The following is a 25,762-nucleotide window of genomic DNA, read 5'->3' as shown; positions in this document are numbered from 1 at the left end:
TCCGATGTGTTCCCTCGGTGCTCCCTAAGAGCGCTGCACGGTGCCGGTGCCGGTGCCGGTGTCGGTAGCGGTACCGGTGCCGGAGGCGGCCTCGCGGCGGACCCGTCGGCGGGCCTGGCGGATGCTCGCGCGCTGCAGCCGCATCGACGGCCACCCAGCGGTGCGCGCGTGTGTCGCGAGCTGTTGGTCCGGGTTCACCACGACGGGGTTCCCGACGAGCGAGAGGAGCGGGATGTCGTGCCGCGAGTCCGAGTAGGCCCAGCAGATCGCGGGGTCGGCACCGGTCCTCGCCAGGAGCGCCCGGGCGGCGACGGCCTTCTGCTCGCCGTGCAGGAATGCCCCGTCGAGGCGGCCCGTGTACACGCCGTCCTGCACCTCGAACACGCTGCCCAGGGCACCGGTCAGGCCGAGGCTCCGCGCGATCACGTCGGCGAGGAACGTCGGCGTCGCGGTGACGAGCCAGACCTGGTGGCCCTTCGCGAGGTGCTCCCGCGCGAGCGCGGCGGTCTCCGGCCAGACGCTCGGTTCCGTGTGGCGCTCCCACACGTCGTCGGCCAACCGGGCCATGTCGGTGACGGTGATGCCGGTGATGACCTCGAGCCCGCGGGTCTGCGCCGCGGCGAGGTGCCGGTCGTCCTCCCCGCGCACCTTGAACCGCGCGTGCTTCCACCCGGCGCTGACGATGTCGCGCAGGGTGATCAGTCCGGCGGCCCGGAGGCCACGGACCAGGTGGAAGGCGCTCGCGCCGTGCACGAGCGTGTTGTCCACGTCGAACAACGCGAGGACCGGGCCACCCGTCTGCTCCACCGCCATCGCGCCAGCGTAGGTGACACACCTGCGTCCCCGCCGCTGTGGACGCCCCGCGGCGTCAGGCGTAGCGGCGGGCGGCGCGCAACGCGTGGTCGGTGTACGAGCCGCCGAACAGGTACACGTGCAGCAGCAGCGGCGCGAGCTGGTGGAGCTCGACGCGCTCCTGCCAGCCGTCCGCCAAGCGGGACTCGGCGTCGTACCCGGCGAGCACCGTCTCGAGCCGGGGGAGTCCGAACAGCGCCAGCAGTGCCAGGTCGGTCTCCGCGTGCCCGCCGTGCGGCGTTGCGTCGATGAGCACCGCACCGGTCGGTTCCGAGGAGTCCGTGGGCCACAGGACGTTCCCCGCCCAGAGGTCGCCGTGGATGCGCGCCGGAGCGTCGCCGACGAGCCGGGGCTGCGGGGAGCCGAGCGTGCCGTCCTCGAGCCGGTCGGCCACGCGGTCGAACACCGCGGCCTCGGCAGCGTCGAAGCCACCGCGGTCGACGATGCGCTGCACGAAGTCCCGGATGCGGTACTCGGCGAAGAACGCGCCCCAGGTGGCCGGTGCGTCGGCGGCACTCGTGAACGGCGTCCGTGACCGGCCCATCCGCAGGCCGCCGCGGGTCGGGAACCCGGGCGAGGGCGCACCCCAGTGATCGGCACCGGCGGCGTGGGTGCGTGCGAGCGAGCGACCGAAGCGCTCGGCCTGCGCCCGCGTCGGGCTGCCGTCGCGGATCTGCTCGAGGTGGAGCACGGTCGGCTCCGGGTGGTCGAGCACGCGGGCGATCCGGGTGCCGCCGGTCTCCTCGGCCTCGGCGAGCCAGGCCAGTCCGGCGGCCTCGGCGGTCGCCTCGTCGGGGTCGCGGAACGTCTTCACGTGGATCTCGGGCACCGGTCCATCCTGCCGACGGTGCCCGACGGGTGTTCAGGCTCCGCGGCGGGCGGCGTGCACGACCAGGGCGAGCTGCACCCGGTTGTCGACGCCGAACTTCTCGTACACGTGCCCCACGTGGGTCTTCACGGTGGCCAGGCTCACGAACAGGTCCGCGGCGACCTGTGCGTTCGAGGCTCCGGCGGCCACGGCGAGGGCGACCTCGGTCTCGCGGTCGGTCAGGGTGGCCAGGAGCGCGCGCTCGGTGGCCCCGTCGGCCGCGGCGGTCGCGACGGCGGCCGTCCCACCTTCCGTCCCGGTCGGGGCGCTCGCCGCGACGGCGATGACGCGGTCGAGCACCGACGGCGACAGGATCGACCGCCCGGCGGCGACCGTCCGGACCGCGTGGACGAGGTCGTGCGGCGGGGTGTCCTTGAGCAGGAAGCCCCGGGCGCCCCGCTGCAGCGCTCCGAGCACGAGGTCGTCGTCCTGGAAGGTGGTCAGGACGAGCACGGCCAGCTCCGGCTGCTTCCGGAGCTCTCGTTCGGTGGCGACGAGGCCGTCGCAGCGGGGCATCCGGATGTCCATGAGCACGACGTCGGGTGCTGCGGAGGCGATCACGCCCTCGGCCTCGAGTCCGTCGCCGGCCTCGCCGACGACCTCGATGCCGTCGTCGCCGCTCAGGAGCAGTCGGAGCCCGGCCCGGACGAGGTGGTCGTCGTCGACGAGGACGACCCGGATCGGTGCGCTCACGCCGTCCACGGGAGCACCGCCTCGACCACGTGGGTGCCGTCGTCGTCGCGACCGGCCGTGAAGGTCCCACCGACGAGCCGGGCCCGTTCCGCCAGGCCCCGCAGGCCGTGACCGCCGGGAGCGCCGTCGCCGGTGCTCGCGGGGCCCACCGTCGGGTTGCCCACCCGCACGCGCAGCGCCGGGCCGTGGAGCACGTCGACCGTGACGGTGACGGGCTGCCCCGGAGCGTGTCGGCGGGCGTTCGTGAGCGCTTCCTGCACCACCCGGTAGGCGTGCCGCCCGACGGTGTCCGGCGCGGCGGTGACGGCCTCGTCGACGGTCGCCGACACCACGGCGCCCGAGGACCGCGCCTCGTCGAGCAGCGCGGGGAGGTCGCGCAGGGTCGGCTGCGGGGGAGCGGCTCCGGCGAGCGCGGCGGTGTCCCCGGGTTCCCGCAGCACGCCGAGCACGTCGCGGAGCTCGGTGAGTGCGGCGTGCGCCTCGGCCCGGACGACCCCGGCGGCCTCGACCGTCTCGTCGGGTGACAGCGACCGGCCGCGGTACTCGAGCGCCCCGGCGTGCAGGGCGACGAGCGACAGCCGGTGTCCCAGCACATCGTGCATCTCGCGGGCCAGGTGCGCCCGCTCCTGCTCCCGGGCGCGGTCCTCGCGGAGCTGCTGGTCGCGTTCGAGCAGGGCGGCCCGTTCGCGCAACCCGTCGAGCAGGGCCCGCCGCTGCCCGATCGCGATGCCGATCGCGACGAGCAGGGCGGTGAGCACGACGGCCGCGACGAGCACCTGCCACAGGGGCGTGGCGTCCTCGACCGGGTACAGCCCCTCACCGAACATCGAGGCGGCCACGAACGCCGCACTCCCGATCGCGATCTCGGCCGGGCGCCGCCGGGTGACGAGCGAGACCAGCGCGAGGACGGCCGCGCCGACCGCGAAGGTGGACACGGTGCTGCCGGCGATGACGAGCACGCCGACGAGCAGTGGCGCCCGGTGCCGGAAGGGGACCAGGACGAGCGCGGTGAGCCCGACCGCGAGGTCGACGAGCAACGCCGCACCGAGCCGGGCCTCGCTCCACCGTGTGGTGTCGAGGGTCGACCAGATCGCGCTGAACGCGGTGAGCCCGACGAGTGCCGCGAGCACGAGTCGCCACGACTGCGCCCACACGCGTCGGCCGAGGGGCACGGGACGGAGCATGGTCGAGGTCACGGCTCCGAGCCTAGGAACTCCGGCACCCGCGCCGGATCGGCCGAAGGTCGGAGAAACGGCGGCGGCCGGGGTCACACCGCGTCGACGAGGGCCCGGGCCAGCGGGTGCCACGGCCGCGAGTCCGGTCCGCTGAGCACGAGTGTCCGCACGTACCGCGGTTCCACGGGCAGCATCACCAGGTCGTCCGGCAGCATCACCCGCCCGAGCGTCGGGACGATCGACACCCCCTCGCCCCGCTGGATCATCCCGAACATCGTGCTCATCTCCCGCACGCGGTGCGCCCAGCGGAACGGTTGCCCGGCGAGCTCGTGCATCCGCTGGATCTGGTGCTCGCAGCCTCCGCCACCGGCGACCAGCCCGTCCTCGTGCAGGTCGTCGAGCGTCAGCGCAGTACTCGACGCGAGCGGGTGGTCGCGCCGGACGACCGCGCCCATCTCGTCCCGTGCGACGACCACGCCCCCGTGGGGTGCCGGCACCGGGTCGACGAGCACGGCGGCGTCCACGGTGCCGCCCTCGAGCCACTCGGCCATCTCGTCGTCGTCACCCTCGTAGACCTGCACGTCGACGTCCGGCAGCGTCACCGCCCACAGCTCGCGGAGCCGCGGCAGCAGGCCCTGGCAGACCGTCGGGACGGCGGCGAGGCGCACGGTGCCGCGGATCGTGGCGGGCCGCACCACGGCCTCCAGGGCGTCGACCGAGGCGAGCACGCTGCGGGCGTGGGCCAGCATGCGGTCGCCGAGCGGGGTGGCGACCGCGGCGCCGCCGCGCCGGACCACGGGCCCGCCGACCTCGCGCTCGAGCCCTGCGACGGCGTGCGAGACGGCGGACTGACCGACGCCGAGGGTGGTGGCCGCGCCCGTGAAGGAGCCGGCGTCCACGGTGGCGACGAAGGCGCGGAGCTGCGGGATCGAGAGGGTCATGCGTGTCCTTCATGCCGTCATGCAGGTCAGTCGTTCGACACATGTGCCGGACGTGGCCGATGCTAGCGCTCGTGAACGCCCTCCTCTACGTCCTGGTCGCCCTCACCTGGGGTTCGAGCTTCTTCTTCGCGAAGATCGGGCTCGAGGGGCTCGCCCCGCAGCAGGTCGCCACCGTCCGCACGGTCCTCGGAGCCCTCACGCTCGTCGTGGTGCTGCTCGCGACCCGTCGACGGTGGCCGCGCGAGCGGCGCGTCTGGGGACACCTGTTCGTCGTCGCGGTGTTCCTCAACGCCGTGCCGTCCTCGCTGATGGCGTGGGCCGAGCAGACCGTGCCGTCGGGTCTGGCGAGCATCTACAACGCCACGACGCCGATCATGACGCTCCTCGCGCTCGCGGTGCTGGTGCCGTCCGAACGGCTCAGCCGCCGCCAGCTCGGCGGCGTCGTGCTGGGGATCGTGGGTGTCCTCGTGCTCGTCGGTCCGTGGGACCTGGTCGGCGACCCCGCCGTGCTCGCCACCGTCCCCGGCCAGGTCGCACTGCTCGGCATGACCGCGTCCTACGGCATCGGACTGGCGTGGCTCCGGCGCTTCGGCGTCGGCAGCGGGCAGGACCCGACGACGGTCGCGACGGTGCAGCTCACCCTGGCGGCGCTGCTCATGCTGCTCGTCGCGCCGGTCATCGCGACCGGGCCGGTGGACCTGGACTGGAGGATCGTGGCCGCGATGGTGGCGCTCGGTGCGGTGGGCACGGGGCTGGCCTACGCGTGGAACACGCGCCTGGTCGGCGCGTGGGGCGCGGGGCGTGCCTCGACCGTGACCTACCTGACGCCGGTGGTCGGGGTGGCGCTCGGGGTCCTCGTGCTCGGGGAGCCGCTGCGGTGGAACGAGCCCGTGGGTGGGGTGGTGGTGCTGCTCGGGATCGCGTTGGCGTCCGGGGTCCTGGGCGGCAGGCGGCGGAGCGCCCCGCGGGCTGCAGCCGCCGCCTGACGTCGCTCGGGCGGGGCGGGGCGGGGCGGGGCGCTGCCCGTTCTTTCCCAAAGCGGCTGCGATGGAAGGTGGAACCGGGCGTACCTGGTGGGAACGGACGACCAGGTACGCCCGGGTCGACCAGGTACGCCCGGATCGACCAGGCACGCCCGGAACGGCCGGGTACGCCCGGAAGGACTCGGCGCGCTCCCCCGCGGCAGTACGCTCGCCCCGTGCTGACGATCGAGACCGTGCTCCCCGGTGCGCCCGCCGCCGCGCGCATCCTCCGCCGGTACACGTCCGAGGTCGCCTCGCGGTGGTACGGCCGCCCCGCGACGGAGGACGAGGTCGACCAGGCACTCCACGACGAGCCCTCCGACGACCTCACGGGCACGACCGGTGTGCTCCTCGTCGCCCTCGACGACGGGGTACCGGTCGCGTGTGCCGGCGCGCGCTTCCGCGGGGACGTCGCCGAACTGACCAAGGTGTTCACCCTGGGCGAGGCCCGCGGACGGGGCATCGGGAGACGCATGGTCCGCGCCGTCGAGCGGGCGTGCGCGGAGCGCGGCGTCGGCACGGTCCAGCTCGACACCCGCGGGGAGCTCGCCGAGGCCTGCGCGTTGTACGAGCGGCTCGGCTACCGGCGGGTCCAGCCGTTCAACGACGAGCCGTACTCCGACCGCTGGTACCGGAGGTCCCTCGCCGGAACGTCCGCCTGAACCTCCGGCGGGTCAGAAGGCGGCGAGGGCGTTCTCGAGCATCCGGTGCCCCTGTCGTTCGAAGCGCTCGTCGTGCACCGCGAAGGCCCACACGGCCGTCCCGACCGCCTCACGCAGCTGGAGCCAGCGCCAGTCGTCGGTGTCACGAGGATCGGACCCGTAGCCCGCGAAGAACGCGTGCTCGAGCTCGGGGGAGTCCTCCCAGTGCAGGACCGCCAGGCGGGTGAGGTCCGCTGCGGCCGGGCGGAACCCGAAGCGACCGAAGTCGATCGCACGCAGTCGGCCGTCCTGCACGATCCAGTTCCGGGGGTGCCAGTCGCCGTGCGTCGGCACCAGGGTCGCGGCGTGCGGGGTCGACGACCGGAGCAGCGTCCGCGCGCGGTCCTCGAGCTGCGGATCGATGCGGTGCGGGGCGTCGAGGGAGCGGAGTGCCTTCGCGGTCTCGGCCGTCAGGTACTCCGCATCGGTGCGGGCCGCCTGGTCGTGGAGCCGTCGGAGGATCGTGCCCGCCTGTCGGTGCACGGTCGCAGCGGTCTCGTCGGGGGTGCCGAGCGCGAGGTGCCCGGGGACCCGCTCCAGCACGAGCACACGGCTCTCGGCGTCCGCGGCGACCAGACGGCCCGTGTCGTCACCGCGGAGGAGCGCCCCGGTCCACTGCCGGTGCGCCGTCAGCTCCCGCGGGAAGTGCGTGTTCTCCGGTCCGGACGCCTTCACGGTGTGCTCCCCGGCACCGTTCCGGACGTGGAGCACCCGGGTGTCGAGGAGGCCCCACGACTCGTCCGCCACCATCGACGCCCCGGGGAGCACCTGCGCGACGAACGCCGCCTGCGCCGGGCTCAGCCCGCTGTCGTCCCACCCCACGGCGCCATCCTGGCACGTGCGCGACGAGTGGTCATCCGGTAGTCGCGCACCGTCCTTGTCGCCCTCGGACACGGGCGGTACAGTCCGGATCACCCGTCGACGGAGACGGCCCCTCGACGGGACGAGGAGCGCACCGCAGTGCTGCGCGCTCCCCGCACGTGCCGCCGCCGACCGATCGAGGAGGATCACATGGCGAGCAACCACGCAGTCGCGTACAAGGGACCCGGGAAGGTCGAGGTCATCGACACCGACTACCCGACGTTCGAGCTCAAGGACGGACCCGGGGTGAACCCGGCGAACGTCGGACGCAAGGTGAACCACGGCGCGATCCTGCGCACCGTGGCGACGAACATCTGCGGCAGCGACCAGCACATGGTCCGCGGCCGCACGACCGCTCCGACGGACCTCGTGCTCGGGCACGAGATCACCGGCGAGGTCGTCGAGGTCGGTCCGGACGTCGAGTTCATCAAGGTGGGGGACATCGTCTCCGTGCCGTTCAACATCGCCTGCGGGCGGTGCCGGAACTGCAAGGAGCGGAAGACCGGCATCTGCCTCAACGTGAACCCGGACCGCCCGGGCAGCGCCTACGGCTACGTCGACATGGGCGGCTGGGTCGGCGGCCAGGCCGAGTACGTGCTCGTGCCCTACGCCGACTGGAACCTGCTGAAGTTCCCGGACCGCGACCAGGCCCTCGAGAAGGTCCTCGACCTCGCGATGCTCTCCGACATCTTCCCGACCGGCTTCCACGGTGCGGTGACCGCCGGGGTCGAGGTCGGCTCGACGGTCTACGTCGCCGGCGCCGGGCCCGTGGGTCTCGCCGCCGCGACGGGCGCGTTCCTGCTCGGAGCGAGCGTGGTGATCGTCGGGGACATGAACGCCGACCGGCTGGCGCAGGCGCGCAGCTTCGGGTGCGAGACGGTCGACCTGACGAAGGGCGACCCGGCCGACCAGATCGACCAGATCCTCGGTGAACCCCTCGTGGACTGCGGCATCGACGCCGTGGGCTTCGAGGCGAAGGGGCACGGCTCCGGTGCCGGGCACGAGGCCCCGGCCACCGTGCTCAACTCCCTGATGGACGTCACGGCCGCCGGCGGCGCACTCGGCATCCCCGGGCTCTACGTCACGGGTGACCCGGGCGGCGTCGACGAGGCCGCGAAGAAGGGCGCCCTGTCGCTCAGCCTCGGCACCGGGTGGGCCAAGTCGCTGTCCTTCACCACGGGGCAGTGCCCGGTGATGAAGTACAACCGGCAGCTGATGATGGCGATCCTGCACGACCGCACGAGCATCGCGAAGAACGTCAACGCGAAGCCGATCGGACTCGACGAGGCCCCTCGCGGGTACGAGGAGTTCGACAAGGGTGCCGCGACGAAGTACGTGCTGAACCCGAACGGCCTGATCCCGGCGGCCTGACCGCCGCACGGTCCGCGTCGCATCGACACCCGGTGCGGCGCGGGCCGTGGCCGTCGTCGCACTCGCGCAGCCACCGGTCCGTACGCTCGCCGGTGTGAGCGACACCCGCCGGCCCTCGACCGTCCGCCTGCTGTTCGCGTCGTCACACCCCGGACCGACGGTCACGGTGACGGTCCTCGCCGCGGTGATCGCCGCGGCCGTCGGGCACCCGTGGTGGCTCGTCGTGCTCGTGGCGCTCGCCGTCGTGGCCGGGCAGCTGTCGATCGGCCTCGCCAACGACTGGATCGACGCCGACCGCGACCGGGCCGTCGGCCGCAGTGACAAGCCCGTCGCCCGCGGACTGATCCCCGTCGGGACCGTCCGGACCGCGGCCGTGACGACCGCGGGTGTCGCCGTGCTCCTGTCGCTCGCCCTGGGCCCGGTCGCCGCGGTGGCCCACGTCGTCCTCGTCGCGGCCGGCTGGGCCTACGACGCCGGACTGAAGCGGACGGTCTGGTCCGTCGTGCCGTTCGTGGTGGCGTTCGGGCTACTGCCGGTCGTGTCCGTCGCTGCCGGGGGCGACGGTTCGTGGCCGGCGTGGTGGGCGATCGCCACCGGAGCGGTCTTCGGTGTCGCGATCCACTGCACCAACGTGCTGCCGGACCTGCTCGACGACGAGGCGACCGGCGTCCGTGGGTTCCCCCACCGGCTGGGGCTCCGGGGCGCGGGGACGCTGGCGTTCGGGTCGCTCGTCGTCGCGGCGGCGCTGGTGCTCGGCGGCCAGGTCGCCGGCGGAGGCGTCGGCACGGCCGGGACGGTCCTGGCGGTCGTCGGAGCCCTCGTGGTCGTCGTGCTCGCGGTGGTCGGGATCCGCCTCGTGTTCGCCGGTCGTCCGACGCGGGCACTGTTCCGCCTGGTCATCGCGTCCTCGCTCGTCCTCGTCGTCGAGCTCGGCGTCGCCGGCGCCCGACTGATCGCCTGACGGCACCGGAAGCGGCACCGGGACCGGCACAGGCGCAAGCACAGGCACAGGCACTGGCACTGGCACTGGCACCGGCACCGGCACCGGCACCGGCACCGGAAACGGCATCGGCACCGGCTGACTCAGGCCCACCGCATCGCGTAGACCCCGGCGAGCCCGTCGGCGCTCGGCAGCGCGAGCACGGTGCGGAGCAGCGCCTCCCGCCCCACCGACCCGAGCACGCCCGTGGGACGCCCGAGCGCCATGTTCAGTTCCGCCTGCCGAGCAGCCCGCCGCGCCGCGGCCTGCCGCCCGACGGCGTACCCGTTCGCGGACTCCTGCCACGGTCCGTCCGTGCCTGAACGGACGGCCTCGGCGAGCAGTGGCGCGAGCGCGGCGGCGTCGAGCCAGCCGAGGTTCATGCCCTGGCCGCCGATCGGACTGATCTCGTGCGCGGCGTCCCCGACGAGCACCACCCGTCCGACACCGACGTGCGACGCCTCCCGCCGCCGCACCCGGAAGCCGCTCGTCATCGTGCACGTCGCCGGGTCGGGCCGGGCGCCGGTGCGTCCCGCGACGATCGCGGCGAGGCGGGCGGCGGCGTCCGGGTCCGGTTCGCCACCGGCCGGTGCGGTGCGGTCGTCCGGCACGAGGGCGACGTACCGCCGCCTGCCACCCGGCAGCGGGAACGACTCGACGACCCCCTCCGGTCCGACGTCGACCAGTGCCGACGACCGGGCCTGCTCGGGTTCGGGGTCGGCGAAGTCGCCCATCACGTACCGGTCGCGGTAGTCGCGGCCCGAGGTCGCGATGCCGACCAGGTCCCGCACCGCGCTGCGGGCGCCGTCCGCGCCGACGACGAAGGCCGCCTCGACGACGACCGGGGCACCGTCGGGTCCGACACCGTGCGCCACGACGTCCCCGACGCGGCGGGACAGGGCGGTCACCGTCGTGCCCGTCCGCAGCGTCCCGGACGCGAGCCGGTCGCGCAGCAGCGCCTCGGTGCGGTGCTGGTCGAGCGTCGCGACGTACGGGTGCGTCGCGGAGGCACGGTCGAACGACAGCGTCCCAAGTTCCCGTCCGCGACTCCGGGCCACGCCCGTGCGGACGAGCACCGCCTCGGCGAGCACCGCGGTGTCCAGGCCGATCGCGGCGAAGGCGTCGAGCGACGGCGGGTGGATCCCGATCGCGCGCGAGCCCGTCGGCTCGGTGTCGCGCCGCTCCCAGACGGCGACCGTGACGCCCGCCCGCTCGAGGAGCGCAGCGGCGAACAGGCCGACGGGCCCGCCCCCGACGACGAGCACGTCGACGCGTTCCGTGGTCACGGAGGCGAGCCTACGGACCGGTCGCGGCGACCCACCCAGGCGTCGTCGGACGGGAGGCGCGTGGCGGGCGCGCCACGGGCCTCCCGTCCGACGGTGCGTGACGTCGGCGGACGCTCGCCGACGTCGTCAGGTGGTGACGCGTGCGCGTTCGGCGCGGTCCTCGGCGGCGAGTCGACGGGCCTCGCGGAAGCGCTTCTGTGCCTTCTCGACGGGGACCTCGACGGCGTACGCGGCGCCGACCGCCACGACGACGGCGACCGCGATCATGAGCACCTTGCCCCACGGCCCGACGGCGAAGGGGTCGAGGAGCGCGATGACGAGCGGGTGCCAGAGGTACGCGGCGTACGACACGCGCCGACCGAACCACGAGACCGGCGACCAGGCGAGTGCGGCCGACAGCGGCGACCGCACCGACACGAGCCCGCCGATGAGCACCGCGGAGACGACGCCCGTGAGCGGCAGCACGACGCTGAAGGTCCAGGCGTGCTGCGCCCAGTCGTCGCCGATCCACAGCATGGTCCCGGCGAGCAGGACGATCCCGGCCCAGGTCGCGACGTGCCCGGCGATCCCGGCGGCCCACGTGCGGATGCGCTCGTCGTCGAGCAGCAGCGCGAGCAGGCAGCCGGTCGCCAGCGGGACGACCCCGAGCACGGGGGAGAAGTAGACGTCGGGCGTCGCGCCGCTGTTCGGCTTCGCGTAGACCAGGCCGGCGACGACCGAGCACGCCACGATCACCGCGCCGAGCCCGACGACGAGCCAGCGTCGACGGGAGCGGACCAGGAAGAGGAGCACCAGGACGGGCGGCCAGACCAGGTAGAACTGCTCCTCCATCGACAGCGACCACGTGTGCGCGAAGACGCCCTGCGTGGTGTCCCAGAAGGAGCGGAAGAGGTTGCCGGTGTAGGTCAGTGCGATGAACGCGGCCTCGCCGGGGCTGAACGAGGCGCCCTTGTAGTCACCGACCCAGTTCCACAGGAGCAGCCCGACCACGACGAGAGCGACGAGGGCCGGGTAGAGCCGGAGCAGACGCTTCAGCCAGAAGGTCCCGAGGCGGATGCGTCCGGTCTTCCGGTGCTCGCCGAGCAGCAGCGTCGTGATGAGGAACCCGGACAGGGCGAAGAACACGGTGACGCCGATGAAGCCGCCCTGGAACTGCGGCACGTGCAGGTGGTACAGGATCACCATGGCGATGGCGATCGTCCGGAGCCCGTCGAGCGCCGGAGCGCGGCGGGTCAGCGGCGGTGGCGGCGTCGGCCGGGCAGCACGGGTCCCACGGCCGACCGGTGTGCTGCGGTCGACCGAGCGAGCGTGCTCGGGGGCGAGGGTGTTCGTCGCCACGCTTCCTCCCTGTGAGGATCGTTCGAACGGATGACGACGAGCTTGCCCTGTCCGGGTAAGAGGACGCTCAAGATCCGGGGTGCAGGATCCTGGTCAGTGCGTCCAGCCGCTCGCGCACGATCGCCGCGAAGTCGCGGTCCTCGCCGTCCGCGATCCACTGCGTGAAGGACAGGTGGAACACCGTGACCGCCGTCTCTGCGGCGATCGTGGCCGCCGGCTCGTCGATCCCGTGTGCGCGCAGTGCGCCGCCCAGGTGGACCTTCAGGGTCGCGAGCTTGCCGAGCTCCCGTTCGCCCAGGGCGGGGACGGCGTCGATGACCTGCTGTCGGGCCCGGGACCACGCGCGACGGTCGTCGGGGAAGAACGCGGCCGCGGAGTCGAGCGCGCGACCGACCAGGGCGAGGGCGGGTGTCCCCCCGGGGGCCTGGGCGATCGGGTCGGTGAACATGCCGGTGAAGTCGTCCTGCCCGGCGAACAGCACCTCGCGCTTGTCGGCGAAGTGCCGGTAGAAGGTGCGCTCGGTGACCTCGGCCGCCGCGGCGATCTCGGCGACGGTCGTCTCGTCGTAGCCGTGCTCGGCGAAGCGCTGCAGTGCGGTCGCCTGCAGTCGTTCCCGGGTGCCCGATCGCCATCGTGCCATGGGACGATCCTACTGATGACAGTCGCTGACATCGAGTGCTACGGTGATGTCAGTCCGTGACATCAGGTCGCGGGCACCCCACGAAGGGACCACTCATGCACGTGTTCGTCACCGGGGCCTCCGGATGGATCGGCTCCCACACCGTCGACGACCTGCTCGCCGCCGGGCACGACGTCACCGGCCTCGCGCGCTCCGACGCGGCGGCGGCGGCGCTCGAGACGAAGGGCGTCACGGTCCTGCGCGGCGACCTCGACGACCTCGGGGCGCTCGCCCGGGGTGCGGCCGGTGCCGAGGGGGTCCTGCACCTCGCGAACAAGCACGACTGGTCCGACCAGGCTGCGACGAACGCCACCGAGCGCGCCGCCGTCGAGACCCTCGCGAACGCCCTCGTCGGCACGGACCGCCCGTTCGTGGTGGCATCCGGGGTCGCCGCCCTGGCTCCGGGTCGTCCCGCCGAGGAGCGGGACCCGTCTCCCTTCACGGGCGTGGACAGCCCCCGCGGTGGCAGCGAGAACCGGGCACTCGACTTCGTGGACCAGGGGGTCCGCACGATCGCTGCGCGGTTCAGCCCGACCACGCACGGCGTCGGCGATCACGGCTTCGTCGCGTACCTGACCTCCGTGGCGCTGGAGCGGGGCGTGTCCGGCCACGTCGGCGACGGCAGCAACCGCTGGGCGGCCGTGCACGTGACCGACGCCGCCCGGATGGTGCGGCTCGGTCTCGAGCAGGCCCCCGCGGGCGCACGGTTGCACGCCGTCGCCGAGGAGGGGATCCCCACGCGGGACATCGCCGCGGCGATCGGCGACGCGCTCGGGCTGCCGGTCACGAGCATCGACCCGTCGGACGCGTCGGCGCACTTCGGGTTCATTGGCGGGTTCTTCGGCGCGGAGATGTCGGCGTCGTCGACCGCGACGCAGGAGTTGCTCGGGTGGGAGCCCGTCGGGCCGTCCCTGCTCGAGGACATCGCCGCGGGGGCGTACGCACACGCCGCCGCGCGCTGACGGCCGCGCCCGCCGTGCTCGTCACGCTCGTCACCACGGTTGCGAGACTCGGCACAGCGGACAGTTTCGCGACGCAACCGCCGCGAATCTGTCCGCATGGTCGAGTCTCGGCCCGGGCCGGCGCCGGGCCGGCGGCCGGGCCGGCCGGGCCGGCCGGGCCGGCCGGCCCGGGCGGCCGGCCTACTCGGCCTTCTGCATCTGCCAGGGCTCGGGCTCGCGGTCGCCGTTCGGGCGCACCGGCCGGACGTCCCCGACGATCGGGATCGAGCGCTTCCGCATGAACCACAGGTAGCGGACGAAGAAGTGCGAGAGCGTCGACAGCCGGTTGCCGTTGCCGAGCAGCGAGGCGATGTGCACCGCGACCCACGCCAGCCACGCCACGGGGCCGACCATCGTGATGCCGCCGCGCAGCTGCGCCACCGCGGCGTTCGTCCCGATGGTCGCCATCGTGCCCTTGTCGAAGTACTTGAAGTGCTCGGTCGGCTTCCCGTCGAGCAGCCGCACCACCTGGCGCGCGACGTGCTTGCCGCCCTGCAGTGCGGGCTGGGCGAGCTGCGCGAGCGCGTCGTCCTGCGCCGCGATGTCGCCGGCCGAGAAGATCCGCTCCACGCCCTTCACGCTCAGGTCGTCGTTCACCTGGATGCGACCGCCGTGGGTCTGCGGCAGGCCCCAGCCGGAGACCTCCTTGTGCGCCGCGACCCCGGTGGCCCAGATGACCTGCGACGCGGGGATGAACTCGCCCGAGGCGGTGACGACCCCGTCCTCCTTGACCTCGGCGACGCCTGTGTCCAGGCGGAGCACGACCCCTCGCTTCCGGAGGACCTTGGCCGCGTACCGACGGAGGCGCGGGGCGAACGGCTTGAGCAGCTCGCCGCTGCGGTGCACCAGCGTGATGGAGATGTTGCCGCGCTCGATCTCCGGGTAGGCGCCGACGAGCGCCTGGTCGCGGAGTTCCGCGAGGGCGCCGGCCATCTCCACGCCGGTCGCGCCGCCGCCGACGATCACCACGCGGATCTCGTCAGGGCCCTGCTGGGCCGCGGCCTGCTCGAGGCGGGTGAACAGCTCGTCGCGGATGCGGAGTGCCTGCGAGCGGGAGTACATCGAGTAGGCGTACTCGTACGCACCGGGGGTGCCGAAGTAGCTCGTGTTGACGCCGTTCGCCAGGATCAGCCAGTCGTAGTGCAGGTGCTCGCCGTCCGACATCTCGGCGATGCGGTGCTCGGTGTCGATGCCGGTGAGCAGTCCGTGCCGGAAGTCGGCGTTCGACTGCTTCGCCCGCAGGCTCCGCAGGAAGTAGGTCACGTCGCCCGCGTTCAGGCCGCCGGTGGCGACCTGGTACATGAGCGGCTGGAACATGTTGTAGACGTGGCGGTCGACGAGCGTCACCCGGACGTCCGCGTCGGCGAGTTCACGCATGGCCGCGATCCCCGCGAAGCCACCCCCGACGATGACGACGTGCGGGCGGGTGTCCTCGGACATGGTGTTCTCCAGGGTGGTGCGGTCGACGGCCACCCAGAAGGGTACGCCGGTCTCGGCACCCGTCCGTCCACCTGCCCGTCCGGCTGCCGATGGAGCGGTCCCGCGGTCCGGCCTGGAGGCACGCCCCGCCGCCGTCAGGCGTCGAACGGCGCGTAGGTGCTCAGCACGTTCCCCTTGCTGGTCACCACGCTCTGCACCAGGCGCAGGCGGGTGGGTGGGTCCGTCGGTTCGAAGAGCCGCCGCCCGGCTCCGGCGATCGCCGGGTGCACCATGAGCTGCAGCTCGTCGAGGAGTCCGGCGAACAGCAGGTGGCGCACCAGCGTGACGCTGCCGGTGACCGCGACGTCGCCGCCCTCGCCGGCCTTGAGGTCGCGGACGAAGTCGTCGACGTCGCCCTGGATCCGGTGCGCGTTCTGCCACGTCAGGTCGTCACCGAGGGTGGTCGACGCGACGTGCTTCTCGATCGGGTTGATCCACCGGCCGAACGGGTCGTCCTCGTGCCGGGGCCACCACTCGGACCACTCCAGGTAGCTCTGCTTGCCGAGCAACACCGTCTCGGTCCGCTCCATCCACGCCGTCATGGCGGTCCCGAGCTCGGCGTCGAACGAGTCGTACTGGAACTCGTACGGGTCCTGCACCACACCGTCGACCGATGCGAACAGCCCCGAGGTCACCTTGCGCATGCTGCGGAGCATAGGGCCGCCGCGACCCCGCGTCGAGAGGTGCGTGCCGATCAGGCTGACCCCGCGCCGGGGAGCGCCGGGTAGGTTCGCACCGTGCGCGCACGGGTGGAGTCCTTCGAGGTCGGTGGGCTGTCCGTGCGGCTCCGGACCCTCGCGCCGGCCGGGCGGTTGCACGACACGCTCGCGCCGACGGTCGTCCTCGTGCACGGCATCGGCATGTCGCACCGCTCCTTCGACCGGACGCAGCGCCACCTCGCCCGCACCCACCGCACGGTCGCGGTCGACCTGCCGGGTTTCGGCGGGCTCCCCCCGGCAGGCCGCCCGCTCGACCTGCACGAGCTCGGCGACCTGGTGGTCGGAGCCGTCCGGTCGCGCGGCGTCGGGGACCTCGTGCTCGTCGGCCAGTCGATGGGCACCCAGGTCGTCGTCGAGGCAGCCCGTCGGCACGCCGAGACGGTGACCGCGGTCGTCCTGGTCGGGCCCGTCGTGGACCCGGCGCGGCGGACGCTGCTGCAGCAGGCGACGGACCTCGGACGCGACTGCCTCGTCGAGGACCCGCGGATGAACCTCGTCGTGCTCACCGACTACCTGCGGAGCCTGCGACAGTACGTCCGGCAGCTCCGACCGATGCTCCGTTACCGGCTCGAGGACACCGTCCCGGAGCTCCCGCAGCCGGTGCTCGTCGTGCGCGGTGACCGCGACCCGATCGGGCGACGGGACTGGGCTGCTGCGCTCGCGGTCGCAGCGCGTCGGGGTGTCCTGGTCGAGCTCCCCGGCGGTCACCACGTGCAGGACCGGCAGCCCGTCGCGTTCGCGCGGCTGGTCGACGAGCTCCGGCGGGTGCAGACCGTCGAGGACCTCGCGGCCGGTGGCCCGTCGACCGGTGACACCACGACGGGGCCGGCACGGTGACGGACCGGACCACCCCGGGGACGGGAGCGGCGTCGGGGACGGCGGCCGTGCCTCCCGGCCGTGTGCCGCTGCTGCGTCGCGCCTGGTGGGCCGCCCTCGACTGGTGGTACGCCGCGCGGTGGCAGCTGCGGAGCACCGGACCGACGACCGCCGATGACTACCGGACCGGTGACGGCCAGCCGGTCGTCGTCGTGCCCGGCGTCTACGAGACCTGGCACTTCATGCGCCCGCTGATGGACGCCCTGCACGACGCCGGGCACCCGGTGCACGTGCTGCCCGTCCTGCGGCACAACCTGCGTCCCGTGCCGGAGTCGGCGCGCGAGGTCCTGGCGTACCTCGACGAGCACGACCTCCGCGGGGTGCTGGTCGTCGCGCACAGCAAGGGCGGTCTGATCGGCAAGTACGCGATGACCCTGCCCGAGGGGGAGCGCATCGACCGGATGGTGGCGGTGTCGACGCCGTTCGGCGGGTCCGTGTACGCCCGGCTGGCGCCCGTGCCGCACCTGCGGGCCTTCCGTGCGGCGGACCCGGTGCTCGCAGCGCTCGGACGCGACCTCGCCGTGAACGCCCGGATCACGTCCGTCTACGGGGTCTTCGACACGCTCATCCCGGGAGGCAGCGAGCTCGCCGGGGCCACGAACGTGCGCGTGCCCGTCGGCGGGCACTTCCGGATCCTCGGCGCGCAGCAGACCCGCGAGGTCGTGCTCGACGCGGCCGCGGGCCCGGGCTCAGCGGGCTGAGCCGAGCGCGGCCGTGCGGCGGCCGTGCGGCGGCCGTGCGCGAGACTCGCGCTGACGGACACTTTCGTCCCCGGGGCCCGCGAGTCTCGTCCGCCTGGCCGAGTCTCGGGGCCGTGCTGTGCCGCGCCGCTGCCGCCGCGGTCAGGCGCCGGGCAGGAACAGGCAGAAGGGGTGCCCGTCGGGGTCGAGGAGCACCCGCACGTCGTCCTGGGGCTGGAAGCCCGCCTCGGTCGCACCGAGCTCGAGCGCGCGGGCGGTCGCGGCGTGGAGGTCCTCCACCTGCAGGTCGAGGTGCAGCTGCATGCCCTGCGTCCCCGTGACCGGGGGCCAGGTCGGTGCCTCGTAGGCGTCGTCGTACTGCACCGAGAGCCCGACCCCGCCGTCGGCCGGGCGCACCCGCAGCCAGGTCGGACCGTCCTCGTGCACGGTCCACTCGGTCAGCGCACCCCAGAACCGCGCGAGGCGCACCGGGTCGGGGGACTGCAGGACGGTCGCGGTCAGCACGGGCATCGCGGGGTCGTCGGCACTCATGCGGCGCACGGTACCCGGGCCTGTCGACAGGACGGTCCAGCACCGCGACGGCCGCGCGACGGGCGCCGGCTGGTCAGCGGGCGGCGACGCTCGCGCGCTCGACGATCCGGTGCGGCACGACGACGGTCTCCGGAGCGGCCGTCGGGTCGGCGATGCGTCGGGTGAGCAGGTCGAGCGCCGCCGTGGCGAAGGCCCGCCGGTCGAACGACACCGTCGTCAGCGCCGGGATCGCGAAGGCTGCGGCGTCGACGTCGTCGAACCCCACGACGCTGACCTGGTCCGGCACGTGGACACCCCGTGCCGCCAGGACGTGCAGCACGCCGAAGGCGATCGAGTCCGTGTACGCGAACACCGCGTCCGGCAGCGGGTGCGCGTCCAGCCAGGTCGCGAACCCCGTCGCCGCCGCACTCGTCGACCACGTCGGCAGCGGTACGCGCAGGGCGGGGTCGACGTCGAGGCCGACCGCGCCGAGCGCATCCGCGTGGCCCTGGTCGCGCAGCTCGCTCGTGGCGGTGGCGTCCGTCGGGCGGGCGGCCCCGACGACCGCGATCCGACGGTGCCCGCGGTCGAGCAGGTGGGTCGTGACCTCGCGTGCGGCGCGGCGGCTGTCCACGTGCACCTGGTCGACGTGCTCCGGTTCGACCTCGCCGATGACGACGGTCGGCGGGAGCCCCTCGGTCTCGGCCAGGACGCTCGCGCTGAGCGACACCGGGTTGAGCACGAGGCCGTCCACCAGGTGGGCCCGGGCCCGGGAGACGAGGTCCCGTTCACGTCCGGGGTCGTGTCCGGTCTGGTCGAGCTGCACCGTCCAGCCGCGCTCGCGGGCGAGTTCGACGAACCACTGGGCGAGCTCGGCCGAGTAGGCGCTGCCGAGCTCGGGCAGCGTCAGGGCGATCGCGCCGGAGCGTCCGTTGCGCAGGCCGCGCGCGGACAGGTTCGGCACGTAGCCGAGCTCGGCGACCGCGCGCTCGACCCGCTCCCGTGTCGCCGGCCGCACGGGCACGCCGCCGTTCACCACGTTGGAGACGGTCTTCGGGGAGACCCCGGCGAGGGCCGCCACGTCCCGCACGGTCGCGCGCATCGGGACGAGCGTAGCGCGCCACCCGGCGGACGGGAGGCGCGGTGCGGTGCCGCCACGTGCCTCCCGTCCGTCGCGGTGACGGACGGGAGGTGCGGTGCAGGACCGCCCCGCACCGCGTGCCGCGGGCCGGCGACGCTCGGTCGTGGCTACGCGTCGACCAGCTCGCGTCGTGCCGCTCGGCGGGCGCGGACGCGGCCGGTCACCGTGACCGCGACCACGACCGCCAGCACCGCGTAGAGCACGATCGGGATGGGGCCGGCCACCAGCACCGAGAAGTCCCCGTCGGCGCTCAGCGCCGCGTCCCGCAGGCTCGTCTCGGCGAGCGGACCGAGCACCATCCCGATGATGAGCGGTGCGAGCGGGATGTCGAGGGCCCGCATGAGGAACCCGACGAGGCCGATGCCGAGCAGCATGAGCAGGTCGAAGACCGAACCGCTCGTCGCGTAGATGCCGAGCCCGCAGAAGACGGCGATGCCCGCGTAGAGGTACGCCCGCGGGATCCGGAGCAGCTTCGCCCACAGCATCGCGAACGGGAGGTTGATGACGAGCAGCACCACCATCGCGATGAAGAACGACGCCAGCAGCGCCCAGACCAGGTCGGGGGACCGGTCGAAGAGCAGCGGACCCGGCTGCAGGCCGTACTGGCGGAACGCGGCGAGCATGATCGCGGCGGTCGCCGACACCGGCAGACCGAGGGACAGTAGCGCACCCATCGCCATGCCGGTCGTGGAGTTGCCGGCTGCCTCGGGTGCCGCCAGGCCGCGGATCGCACCCGTGCCGAACTGCGGGTCCTTCCGGCGGGCGTCGAGACGCTTCTCGAGCCCGAACGCCAGGAAGGTCGGGATCTCCGACCCGCCGGCGGGCACGACGCCGAAGGGCAGCCCGATCGCGGTGCCCCGCAGCCAGGCGGGCGCCGCCTCGCGCAGTTCCCGCTTCGAGAGCCACGGGCGTCCGGTCGCCTGCACCATCCGGCCGTCCTTCAGGTGTCGGGCCAGGCACGCGACGTAGATGACCTCGCCGAGCGCGAGGACCGCGACCGTCACCGTGACGAGCGAGATGCCGTCGAAGAGCTCGGGCACGCCCATCGTGAAGCGCGGCGCACCCGAGATGCCGTCGACGCCGATCACCGCGATGCCGAGACCGAGGCACAACGAGCCGAGGCCCTTCAGTGCGTCGTCGGTGACGACCGACGACGTCGTGACGAACGCGAACAGTGCGAGGGCGAAGAACTCCGCCGGTCCGAAGCTCGACGAGAACGACGCGAGCGCCGGTGCGAGGAACACGACCAGGACCGAGGCGATCATGCCGCCGACGAACGCGCCGATCGCGGCCGTCGCGAGCGCCTGGGCCGCTCGTCCGTTCAGCGCCATCTTGTGGCCCTCGAACGTCGAGGCGATGGCCGAGGCCTGGCCCGGCGTGTTCATCAGGATGCCCATGGTGGAGTCACCGAAGAGCCCGCCGAAGTAGACGCCGGCGAACATGATGAACGCCGCGGTCGGGTCGAGCGAGAACGTCACGGGCAGCAGCAGCGCCACCGCCATCGACGAGCCGAGGCCGGGGAGGACGCCGACCGCGGTGCCGAGGAGGCACCCGACGACGACCCAGAGCAGGTTGGCGGGGGTCAGGGCGCCGGCGAAGCCGTCACCGAGGAGACCGAGCACGTCCACGTCAGAACTCCCATCCGACGATGCCCGAGGGCAGCGACAGGTCGAGCAGCATGTCGAAGGCGATGTAGCTGATCGCGCTCACCGTCAGACCGACGACGAGCGGACGCAGCCACCCCGGGGCGCCGAGCCCCTTCGCGACACCGAGGAAGAGCAGTCCGGCACCGACGATCCACCCGAGCACGCCGAGCAGCAGGGCGAAGGCGGCGAAGGACAGGACCACCCAGGCCAGGGAGCGCCAGTCGACGCGGACCGAGCGCTGCTCGACCGAGGTGCCGGTCGTGTCGGTGTCGGCGGTGTGCGCGTCGGCGCGGACGGCGGCGTCGGTGCGGGCTTCCGACGGTGTGCCGTCGGTCCCGACCCGTCGGCCGCGCACAGCCCGGACGGACCGGACGACCAGCAGGGCGGCCAGCAGCAGGAGTGCGGCGGCGACGATGCCGGGGAACACCGCGGGCCCGGGGAACGCGGTTCCGTCGGGGACCTCCATCGTGACGATGCCGACGACGAGGTAGACCGCGAAGGCGGTGAAGAGCGCCGGGGTGGTCAGCTCCTTCGCCACCGCGGCGACGCGGCCGGGGTCGGCCCGCAGCGTGAGCCGCTGTCCGACGACCGCGGAGGACGACGTGGGGTTGCTCGGACGGGTCATCGGCCCAGCTCCTCGTACAGCCCGGTGATGCGCTCGCGCTCCTCGTCGATGAACGCGTCGAGCTCGTCACCCGTGATGATCCGCTCGGTCCAGTGGTACCGCTCCATGGCGTCCGCCCACTCGGGGGTGTCGAGCGTGTCCAGCACGATGTCGGTCAGCTGCGCCCGCTGCTCGTCGTCGAGTCCGCCCGGTGCAGCGATCTCGCGCCAGTTCGTCAGCGTGACGTCGTGCCCCTGCTCGACCGCGGTGGGGATGTCGATGCCCTCGACCGGCTCCGCCGCGACGAGCGCGAGTGCGCGCAGACGACCGGACTCGATCTGGTCGATGTTGTCCGGGTACCCGCCCGAGGCCGCCGCCGCCGTGCCGTTGAGGAGCGCCTGGATGGCCTCGCCACCGCCGTCCGACGGGATGTAGTTCGTGTCCTTCGGGTCGATCCCGGCCGAGACGGCGAGGTCGGTGACGACGAGCTGGTCGAACGAGCCGCCGCCCGTCCACGGCACCGAGCCGGGGCGCTCGCGCCAGGCGCTGACGAGGTCGTCGAGCGTCTCGTACGGCGAGTCGGCGGGGACGACGATGACGTCGTACTCCTCGACGGTGACCGCGAGCGGCGTGATGTCGTCGTGGGTGACCGCGGAACCGAACTGGATCTCGGCCGCGAGGAGCCCCGTCCCGCCGACGAGCAGCGTGTCCGTCTGTCCGGCGAGCCGAGCGACGTTCCCGAGCGCGATTGTGCCACCGGCGCCCGGCATGTTGACCACCTGGACGGAGTTGACGATGCCGTTCGCGCGCTGCGCCTGCTGCATGGACCGTGCGACGCCGTCCCAACCGCCGCCGGCCGCCGCCGGTGCCACGAGGGTCACCGACCGGGTCGGGTCGCCTCCGGCCGCTGCCGACGTCACCGAGCCGAAGGCCGCGACAGCGATGGACACCGCGGCGACGGCTGTCCCGACCACGCGTGCGACGGGGCGACGGGCACGCGGCGGACCCGGCGTCCCCGTCGTCGGCTGCTCCGGCACTGGTTGCTCCGCGGGCACTGGTTGCTCCGGCTGCACTGGTTGCTCTGGCATTGCTGGCTCCCTCCTGCGCACGTCGTCGTGCCGCAGGTCGAGAAGTACGATGGCAGCCGCCGACCGGGCGAGCACCCGGCGGCGGAGATGTGCTCATTGACGCTCACGGCGTCGCGGCCGAAGGGGGACGCCACGGTGACCAGGGCTCGTCTCGGGCGGTTGCGGCGGACCGCGGTGCTCGCGCTGCCGAGCGTCATCGTGCTCGCGGCGACGGGTGTCACGACCGGGGTCGCGGCCGTGGTGCAGGAGCGCGCCATCCGCACGTCCGTGGTCGACCAGGTGTCCGGCGTCGCGTCGAGCCTGGCCGACCTGCCCGAGGTGCGGGACGCGGTGGCGTCGGTCGCCGACCGGGGCGCACCCGGCGCGCTCGCCGACGCCGACGACCTCGCCTCCGCCACCGCGGCACTGCAACCGATCGCGACGCTCGTCGAGGGTGCCGCCGGCGTCTCGTACGTCGTGGTCACCGACGACGACGGCGTGCGGATCACCCACCCGGACCCGGCGGAACGCGGTGAGCCCGTCGAGACGACGATCGCGCCCGTGCTCCGCGGTGCGGAGTTCGTCGGCACCGAGACCGGCCCGACCGGGACGACCCTGCGTGCGAAGGTGCCCGTCGTCGGCGAGGAGGGCGAGGTCGTCGGCGTCGTGGCGGTCGGCGTGCTCGAGTCCACCATCGCGGCGGACCGGGAACGGGCCCTCGGCACCCTGCTCCCGTGGAGCACCGGCGCGCTGGTCGCGGCGACGCTCGCGAGCGTGCTCCTGTCGCTCGTGATCGCCCGACGGCTCCGCCGAGCCGACGCGGTCGACGCGGAGAGCCGGCAGGTCCGGTGGACGACCGAGGCGCTGCGCGAGCAGGCACACGAGTTCGGCACCCGTCTGCACGTGGTGCGCGGACTGGTCGAACAGGGGGACGACGAGGACGCGATGGCCTACATCGACGCCGTGGCACCCGGGCTGACCAGCGGCGGCGGTGCCGGGTCGCCGCGCCGCGGTGCGGTGGCGACGGCGTCGGTCGCGGCGGTGCGCTCGGAGCTCGCCGTGGCCGGGACCACGCTCGACCTGCGGATCGCCGACGACGTCGTGCTCGACGACGCGGTGCTGCTCGTCCTCGCCAACCTGTGCCGGAACGCCGCCGAGGCCGGGGCGGCCACCGTCAGCTGCACCATCGGCTCGCATGACGGGCGTGTGACGGTGACGGTCGAGGACGACGGACCGGGCATCGACCCGGCCGACGCGCACCGCGTGCTGACCCGCGGGTGGTCGTCGAAGACCGACGAGAGCGGCCTCGGGCGCGGCATCGGCCTGGCACTCGTCCGACGCACCGCCACCGACCGCGGCGGATCCGTGGTCGTCGGACGGTCGGCAGCGCTCGGCGGTGCCCGGCTCGACGTCGAGATGGCGGCGGGATCGTGACGGCGGCGCTCCGCGTGCTCGTGGTCGACGACGACGCCGGCGCTCGCGCACTCCACACCCGGTGGGTGGCCGCGACCGAGGGGTTCGCCGTCGTCGGGGCGGTCGCGTCCGGCGGCGCCGCGCTGGCATCCGTGGAGCGCGGGGTCGACCTCGTGCTGCTCGACATGCGCCTGCCCGACATCAGCGGCATCGAGGTCCTGCACCGCATGCACGTCGCCGGCGTCGACGACACCGACGTGCTGGTCGTCAGCTCGTCCCGCGACCAGGTCACCGTCCGGCAGGCGCTCGCCGCGCACCCGGTCGGGTACCTGCTGAAGCCGTTCGACCGGGAGGCCCTGCAGGACCGGCTCCGCGCCTACGCGGCCGAACGTCGGTCCCGCGAGGACGCGCAGCGCGACGTCCCGATGGGGCAGGGCGACGTCGACCGGCTGCTCGCCACCGGATCGGTGCGCGTGGTCGGACCCGACCGCACGGCGACGCGAGCGCCCGAGGACGCCCTCCCGAAGGGCGTCAGCGCCACCACGCTCGGTCGGGTCGTGACGGCGCTCGACCCCGTGGTCGCCCGCTCGGTCGACGAGGTCGCGGCAGCGACGGGCACCTCGCGGGCCACCGCCCGCCGGTACCTCGACCACCTCGTCGCGACGGGCGCCATCGACCTGGCGCACCGGTACGGCCGTCGAGGCCGCCCGCAGGTGCTCTACCGGCTGACGCCGGCTCCCTGAAGGCCCGGCCACGGCAGCCGGGTCGCGATCCGTGCCGGACGGGAGGCCCGTGGCGGCGTCGCCACGGGCCTCCCGTCCGGCAGCCGTCACCCCGGTCAGGCCGGGTGGCGGGTGGTCCACTCGGGGAATGGGGCGGCGCAGCTCAGTTCGTCTTTGCGAACACGCTGCCGTCACCGAAGGAAACGATTCCGCCGTGGAAGGTGTTTGGGACCTGGAAGACGACCTCTCCGCTCGCGCTCTGGCCGGCACCGAGTGTGACGCTCGGCATCGACTTCGCGCCGGTGATGAACTCGGAGTCGTAAACGGAGCCGTCCGTGCCAGCAAGCGCGAGGTCGTAGGCGACGGATCCCGCTTCGACTCCCGCGGTCGTGGCCGTTATGTGCACGGTCAGGAGCACGTACTTCATCCCGGCGTCCGGCTGCTCGAACTGGTTGGACGACGTGAAGTTGTCGTTGTAGCCGTCGACCCACTGCGTGTAGTCGGCGGACGACCCGTCGAGGCGGTTCGTGCTCGTCATCTCGAACTTGGTTCCGGCCGGAGCGGGGTTGGCGGCGCTCGAACCGTCATCGGCTGCCGGCGTCAGGAGGACGGTGGTACCCGGCTTTACGCTCGCTCCGGCGTCGGGTGCCTGTGAAGCGACCGTGTCGGCAGCTTCGCCGCCCCCGCCGACGTTGAAACCAGCGGCCTTGAGCAGGTCGGTTGCCTCGTCGAAGGTCTTCCCGACGACGTCAGGCACCTCCACTGGCGCAACTTCCGCCACCTCGGCGGCCTCGGTCGCGGAGGTCGACGAAGCCGCCGTCTCGCTGGCAGCACCGAGCGACGCCACCCCGTAGATGGTCCCGAAGAGGAGGGAGACGACAACAGCAGCACCGCCCAGGATGACGCCAGCCAACGACTTCTGCAGGCGGTGACGCAGTGTGACGAGGCCGAAGACCAGGGCCAGGACCCCGAGGATGAACCCGAAGTGGAGCAGAACCGGGATGAAGGCGATGGCGAGGCCGATGATCCCGAGCACCAGGGACGCGGTTGCGAGCGGGACGGTCCGATTTCTCGGGTCTCGGGATTGCGGTGCGATGGGCGGTTGCGGCGTACCCGG

26 protein-coding genes are annotated in these 25,762 nt (G+C 73.5%); 9 read left to right on the top strand and 17 right to left on the bottom strand.

The genetic code is table 11. From position 1 onward, the window contains the following. Positions 1 to 24: 24 nt before the first annotated feature. From M3677_RS09785 to M3677_RS09765, 5 genes are all read right to left on the bottom strand, one after another. On the bottom strand, positions 25 to 813 hold the full coding sequence (locus M3677_RS09785) for an HAD family phosphatase (RefSeq protein ID WP_251160421.1): 789 nt from the start codon (positions 811 to 813) through the stop codon (positions 25 to 27). Positions 814 to 868: 55 nt separating this feature from the next. Continuing rightward, positions 869 to 1,681, bottom strand: coding sequence for a fructosamine kinase family protein (locus M3677_RS09780; RefSeq protein WP_251160420.1), 813 nt, complete (start codon positions 1,679 to 1,681; stop codon positions 869 to 871). A 33-nt stretch (positions 1,682 to 1,714) separates the two neighbouring features. After that, positions 1,715 to 2,422: a response regulator transcription factor gene (locus M3677_RS09775; RefSeq protein ID WP_251160419.1), complete on the bottom strand. Its 708-nt coding sequence runs from the start codon at positions 2,420 to 2,422 to the stop codon at positions 1,715 to 1,717. Further along, a complete protein-coding gene (locus tag M3677_RS09770; RefSeq protein WP_251160418.1) occupies positions 2,410 to 3,609 on the bottom strand; it encodes a histidine kinase in 1,200 nt (399 codons plus the stop codon). Before M3677_RS09770 ends, M3677_RS09775 begins: the two co-directional genes overlap by 13 nt. Before the next feature lie 71 nt (positions 3,610 to 3,680). Continuing rightward, on the bottom strand, positions 3,681 to 4,529 hold the full coding sequence (locus M3677_RS09765; RefSeq protein WP_066655983.1) for a LysR family transcriptional regulator: 849 nt from the start codon (positions 4,527 to 4,529) through the stop codon (positions 3,681 to 3,683). 71 nt (positions 4,530 to 4,600) lie between these two features. Between M3677_RS09765 and M3677_RS09760 the strand changes: the two genes are divergently transcribed. Continuing rightward, positions 4,601 to 5,515: a DMT family transporter gene (locus tag M3677_RS09760; RefSeq protein WP_251160417.1), complete on the top strand. Its 915-nt coding sequence runs from the start codon at positions 4,601 to 4,603 to the stop codon at positions 5,513 to 5,515. Positions 5,516 to 5,727: 212 nt separating this feature from the next. Further along, positions 5,728 to 6,213, top strand: a complete 486-nt coding sequence (locus M3677_RS09755) for a GNAT family N-acetyltransferase (RefSeq protein ID WP_251160416.1) — start codon at positions 5,728 to 5,730, stop codon at positions 6,211 to 6,213. 12 nt (positions 6,214 to 6,225) lie between these two features. On the opposite strand, the gene M3677_RS09750 is transcribed toward M3677_RS09755, so the two are convergent. Beyond that, positions 6,226 to 7,074 (bottom strand): aminoglycoside phosphotransferase family protein, encoded by an 849-nt coding sequence (locus tag M3677_RS09750; RefSeq protein WP_251154444.1) that lies wholly within the window; start codon positions 7,072 to 7,074, stop codon positions 6,226 to 6,228. A gap of 189 nt (positions 7,075 to 7,263) precedes the next feature. Between M3677_RS09750 and fdhA the strand changes: the two genes are divergently transcribed. Then, positions 7,264 to 8,484 (top strand): formaldehyde dehydrogenase, glutathione-independent, encoded by a 1,221-nt coding sequence (fdhA, locus tag M3677_RS09745; RefSeq protein WP_251154445.1) that lies wholly within the window; start codon positions 7,264 to 7,266, stop codon positions 8,482 to 8,484. 94 nt (positions 8,485 to 8,578) lie between these two features. Beyond that, the gene (locus tag M3677_RS09740; RefSeq protein WP_066658628.1) at positions 8,579 to 9,445 is read left to right on the top strand and encodes a UbiA family prenyltransferase; all 867 of its coding nucleotides are present in this window, start codon (positions 8,579 to 8,581) and stop codon (positions 9,443 to 9,445) included. 122 nt (positions 9,446 to 9,567) lie between these two features. Here the strand turns inward: M3677_RS09740 and M3677_RS09735 are convergent, their stop codons facing one another. From M3677_RS09735 to M3677_RS09725, 3 genes are all read right to left on the bottom strand, one after another. Then, a complete protein-coding gene (locus tag M3677_RS09735) occupies positions 9,568 to 10,749 on the bottom strand; it encodes an NAD(P)/FAD-dependent oxidoreductase (protein ID WP_251160415.1) in 1,182 nt (393 codons plus the stop codon). Between the two features lie 126 nt (positions 10,750 to 10,875). Further along, positions 10,876 to 12,087, bottom strand: a complete 1,212-nt coding sequence (locus M3677_RS09730; RefSeq protein WP_251160414.1) for an acyltransferase — start codon at positions 12,085 to 12,087, stop codon at positions 10,876 to 10,878. 67 nt (positions 12,088 to 12,154) lie between these two features. Further along, complete coding sequence (locus M3677_RS09725) at positions 12,155 to 12,727, bottom strand: TetR/AcrR family transcriptional regulator (protein ID WP_251160413.1); 573 nt, start codon at positions 12,725 to 12,727, stop codon at positions 12,155 to 12,157. Positions 12,728 to 12,822: 95 nt separating this feature from the next. Between M3677_RS09725 and M3677_RS09720 the strand changes: the two genes are divergently transcribed. Continuing rightward, on the top strand, positions 12,823 to 13,728 hold the full coding sequence (locus M3677_RS09720; protein ID WP_251160412.1) for an NAD-dependent epimerase/dehydratase family protein: 906 nt from the start codon (positions 12,823 to 12,825) through the stop codon (positions 13,726 to 13,728). Positions 13,729 to 13,908: 180 nt separating this feature from the next. Here the strand turns inward: M3677_RS09720 and M3677_RS09715 are convergent, their stop codons facing one another. Together M3677_RS09715 and M3677_RS09710 are read right to left on the bottom strand one after the other, a co-directional pair. After that, positions 13,909 to 15,240, bottom strand: a complete 1,332-nt coding sequence (locus tag M3677_RS09715) for an NAD(P)/FAD-dependent oxidoreductase (protein WP_235426368.1) — start codon at positions 15,238 to 15,240, stop codon at positions 13,909 to 13,911. Positions 15,241 to 15,341: 101 nt separating this feature from the next. Continuing rightward, the gene (locus tag M3677_RS09710) at positions 15,342 to 15,890 is read right to left on the bottom strand and encodes a dihydrofolate reductase family protein (RefSeq protein WP_209685528.1); all 549 of its coding nucleotides are present in this window, start codon (positions 15,888 to 15,890) and stop codon (positions 15,342 to 15,344) included. Positions 15,891 to 15,983: 93 nt separating this feature from the next. Between M3677_RS09710 and M3677_RS09705 the strand changes: the two genes are divergently transcribed. Beyond that, a complete protein-coding gene (locus tag M3677_RS09705; protein WP_209685530.1) occupies positions 15,984 to 16,802 on the top strand; it encodes an alpha/beta fold hydrolase in 819 nt (272 codons plus the stop codon). Then, on the top strand, positions 16,799 to 17,542 hold the full coding sequence (locus tag M3677_RS09700; RefSeq protein WP_235426367.1) for a triacylglycerol lipase: 744 nt from the start codon (positions 16,799 to 16,801) through the stop codon (positions 17,540 to 17,542). The genes M3677_RS09705 and M3677_RS09700 overlap by 4 nt, the downstream gene beginning before the upstream one ends. 141 nt (positions 17,543 to 17,683) lie before the next feature. On the opposite strand, the gene M3677_RS09695 is transcribed toward M3677_RS09700, so the two are convergent. The 5 genes from M3677_RS09695 to M3677_RS09675 all read right to left on the bottom strand — a co-directional run bounded on the left by M3677_RS09695 (position 17,684) and on the right by M3677_RS09675 (position 22,417). After that, entirely contained in the window at positions 17,684 to 18,073 is a 390-nt protein-coding gene (locus tag M3677_RS09695; protein WP_251160411.1) for a VOC family protein, read from the bottom strand. A 73-nt stretch (positions 18,074 to 18,146) separates the two neighbouring features. After that, on the bottom strand, positions 18,147 to 19,154 hold the full coding sequence (locus M3677_RS09690) for a LacI family DNA-binding transcriptional regulator (protein ID WP_251160410.1): 1,008 nt from the start codon (positions 19,152 to 19,154) through the stop codon (positions 18,147 to 18,149). A gap of 146 nt (positions 19,155 to 19,300) precedes the next feature. Next, positions 19,301 to 20,821 (bottom strand): tripartite tricarboxylate transporter permease, encoded by a 1,521-nt coding sequence (locus M3677_RS09685; protein WP_209685533.1) that lies wholly within the window; start codon positions 20,819 to 20,821, stop codon positions 19,301 to 19,303. A gap of 1 nt (position 20,822) precedes the next feature. Then, the gene (locus M3677_RS09680; protein ID WP_251160409.1) at positions 20,823 to 21,464 is read right to left on the bottom strand and encodes a tripartite tricarboxylate transporter TctB family protein; all 642 of its coding nucleotides are present in this window, start codon (positions 21,462 to 21,464) and stop codon (positions 20,823 to 20,825) included. Further along, complete coding sequence (locus M3677_RS09675; protein WP_066658604.1) at positions 21,461 to 22,417, bottom strand: tripartite tricarboxylate transporter substrate binding protein; 957 nt, start codon at positions 22,415 to 22,417, stop codon at positions 21,461 to 21,463. Before M3677_RS09675 ends, M3677_RS09680 begins: the two co-directional genes overlap by 4 nt. A 249-nt stretch (positions 22,418 to 22,666) precedes the next feature. Here M3677_RS09675 and M3677_RS09670 point away from each other — a divergent pair, with 249 nt between their 5' ends. Together M3677_RS09670 and M3677_RS09665 are read left to right on the top strand one after the other, a co-directional pair. Next, entirely contained in the window at positions 22,667 to 23,944 is a 1,278-nt protein-coding gene (locus M3677_RS09670; RefSeq protein WP_251154456.1) for an ATP-binding protein, read from the top strand. Further along, on the top strand, positions 23,941 to 24,666 hold the full coding sequence (locus M3677_RS09665) for a response regulator (protein ID WP_235426364.1): 726 nt from the start codon (positions 23,941 to 23,943) through the stop codon (positions 24,664 to 24,666). Before M3677_RS09670 ends, M3677_RS09665 begins: the two co-directional genes overlap by 4 nt. Before the next feature lie 142 nt (positions 24,667 to 24,808). Here the strand turns inward: M3677_RS09665 and M3677_RS09660 are convergent, their stop codons facing one another. Beyond that, on the bottom strand, positions 24,809 to 25,681 hold the full coding sequence (locus M3677_RS09660; RefSeq protein ID WP_251160408.1) for a PASTA domain-containing protein: 873 nt from the start codon (positions 25,679 to 25,681) through the stop codon (positions 24,809 to 24,811). Positions 25,682 to 25,762 lie beyond the last annotated feature (81 nt).

The organism is Curtobacterium sp. P97, from assembly GCF_023712445.1.
Taxonomy (GTDB): domain Bacteria; phylum Actinomycetota; class Actinomycetes; order Actinomycetales; family Microbacteriaceae; genus Curtobacterium.
The sequence above is the reverse complement of the archived record's forward strand: the minus strand, read 5'-3'. Positions and strand labels throughout refer to the sequence as shown.

Coding starts and splice junctions, on each gene's coding strand:
- M3677_RS09710 (WP_209685528.1), bottom strand. CDS start 15,890: ATGCGCAAGGTGACCTCGGGGCTGTTCGCATCGGTCGACGGTGTGGTG.
- M3677_RS09690 (WP_251160410.1), bottom strand. CDS start 19,154: ATGCGCGCGACCGTGCGGGACGTGGCGGCCCTCGCCGGGGTCTCCCCG.
- M3677_RS09765 (WP_066655983.1), bottom strand. CDS start 4,529: ATGACCCTCTCGATCCCGCAGCTCCGCGCCTTCGTCGCCACCGTGGAC.
- M3677_RS09785 (WP_251160421.1), bottom strand. CDS start 813: ATGGCGGTGGAGCAGACGGGTGGCCCGGTCCTCGCGTTGTTCGACGTG.
- M3677_RS09720 (WP_251160412.1), top strand. CDS start 12,823: ATGCACGTGTTCGTCACCGGGGCCTCCGGATGGATCGGCTCCCACACC.
- M3677_RS09725 (WP_251160413.1), bottom strand. CDS start 12,727: ATGGCACGATGGCGATCGGGCACCCGGGAACGACTGCAGGCGACCGCA.
- M3677_RS09695 (WP_251160411.1), bottom strand. CDS start 18,073: ATGAGTGCCGACGACCCCGCGATGCCCGTGCTGACCGCGACCGTCCTG.
- M3677_RS09680 (WP_251160409.1), bottom strand. CDS start 21,464: ATGACCCGTCCGAGCAACCCCACGTCGTCCTCCGCGGTCGTCGGACAG.
- fdhA (WP_251154445.1), top strand. CDS start 7,264: ATGGCGAGCAACCACGCAGTCGCGTACAAGGGACCCGGGAAGGTCGAG.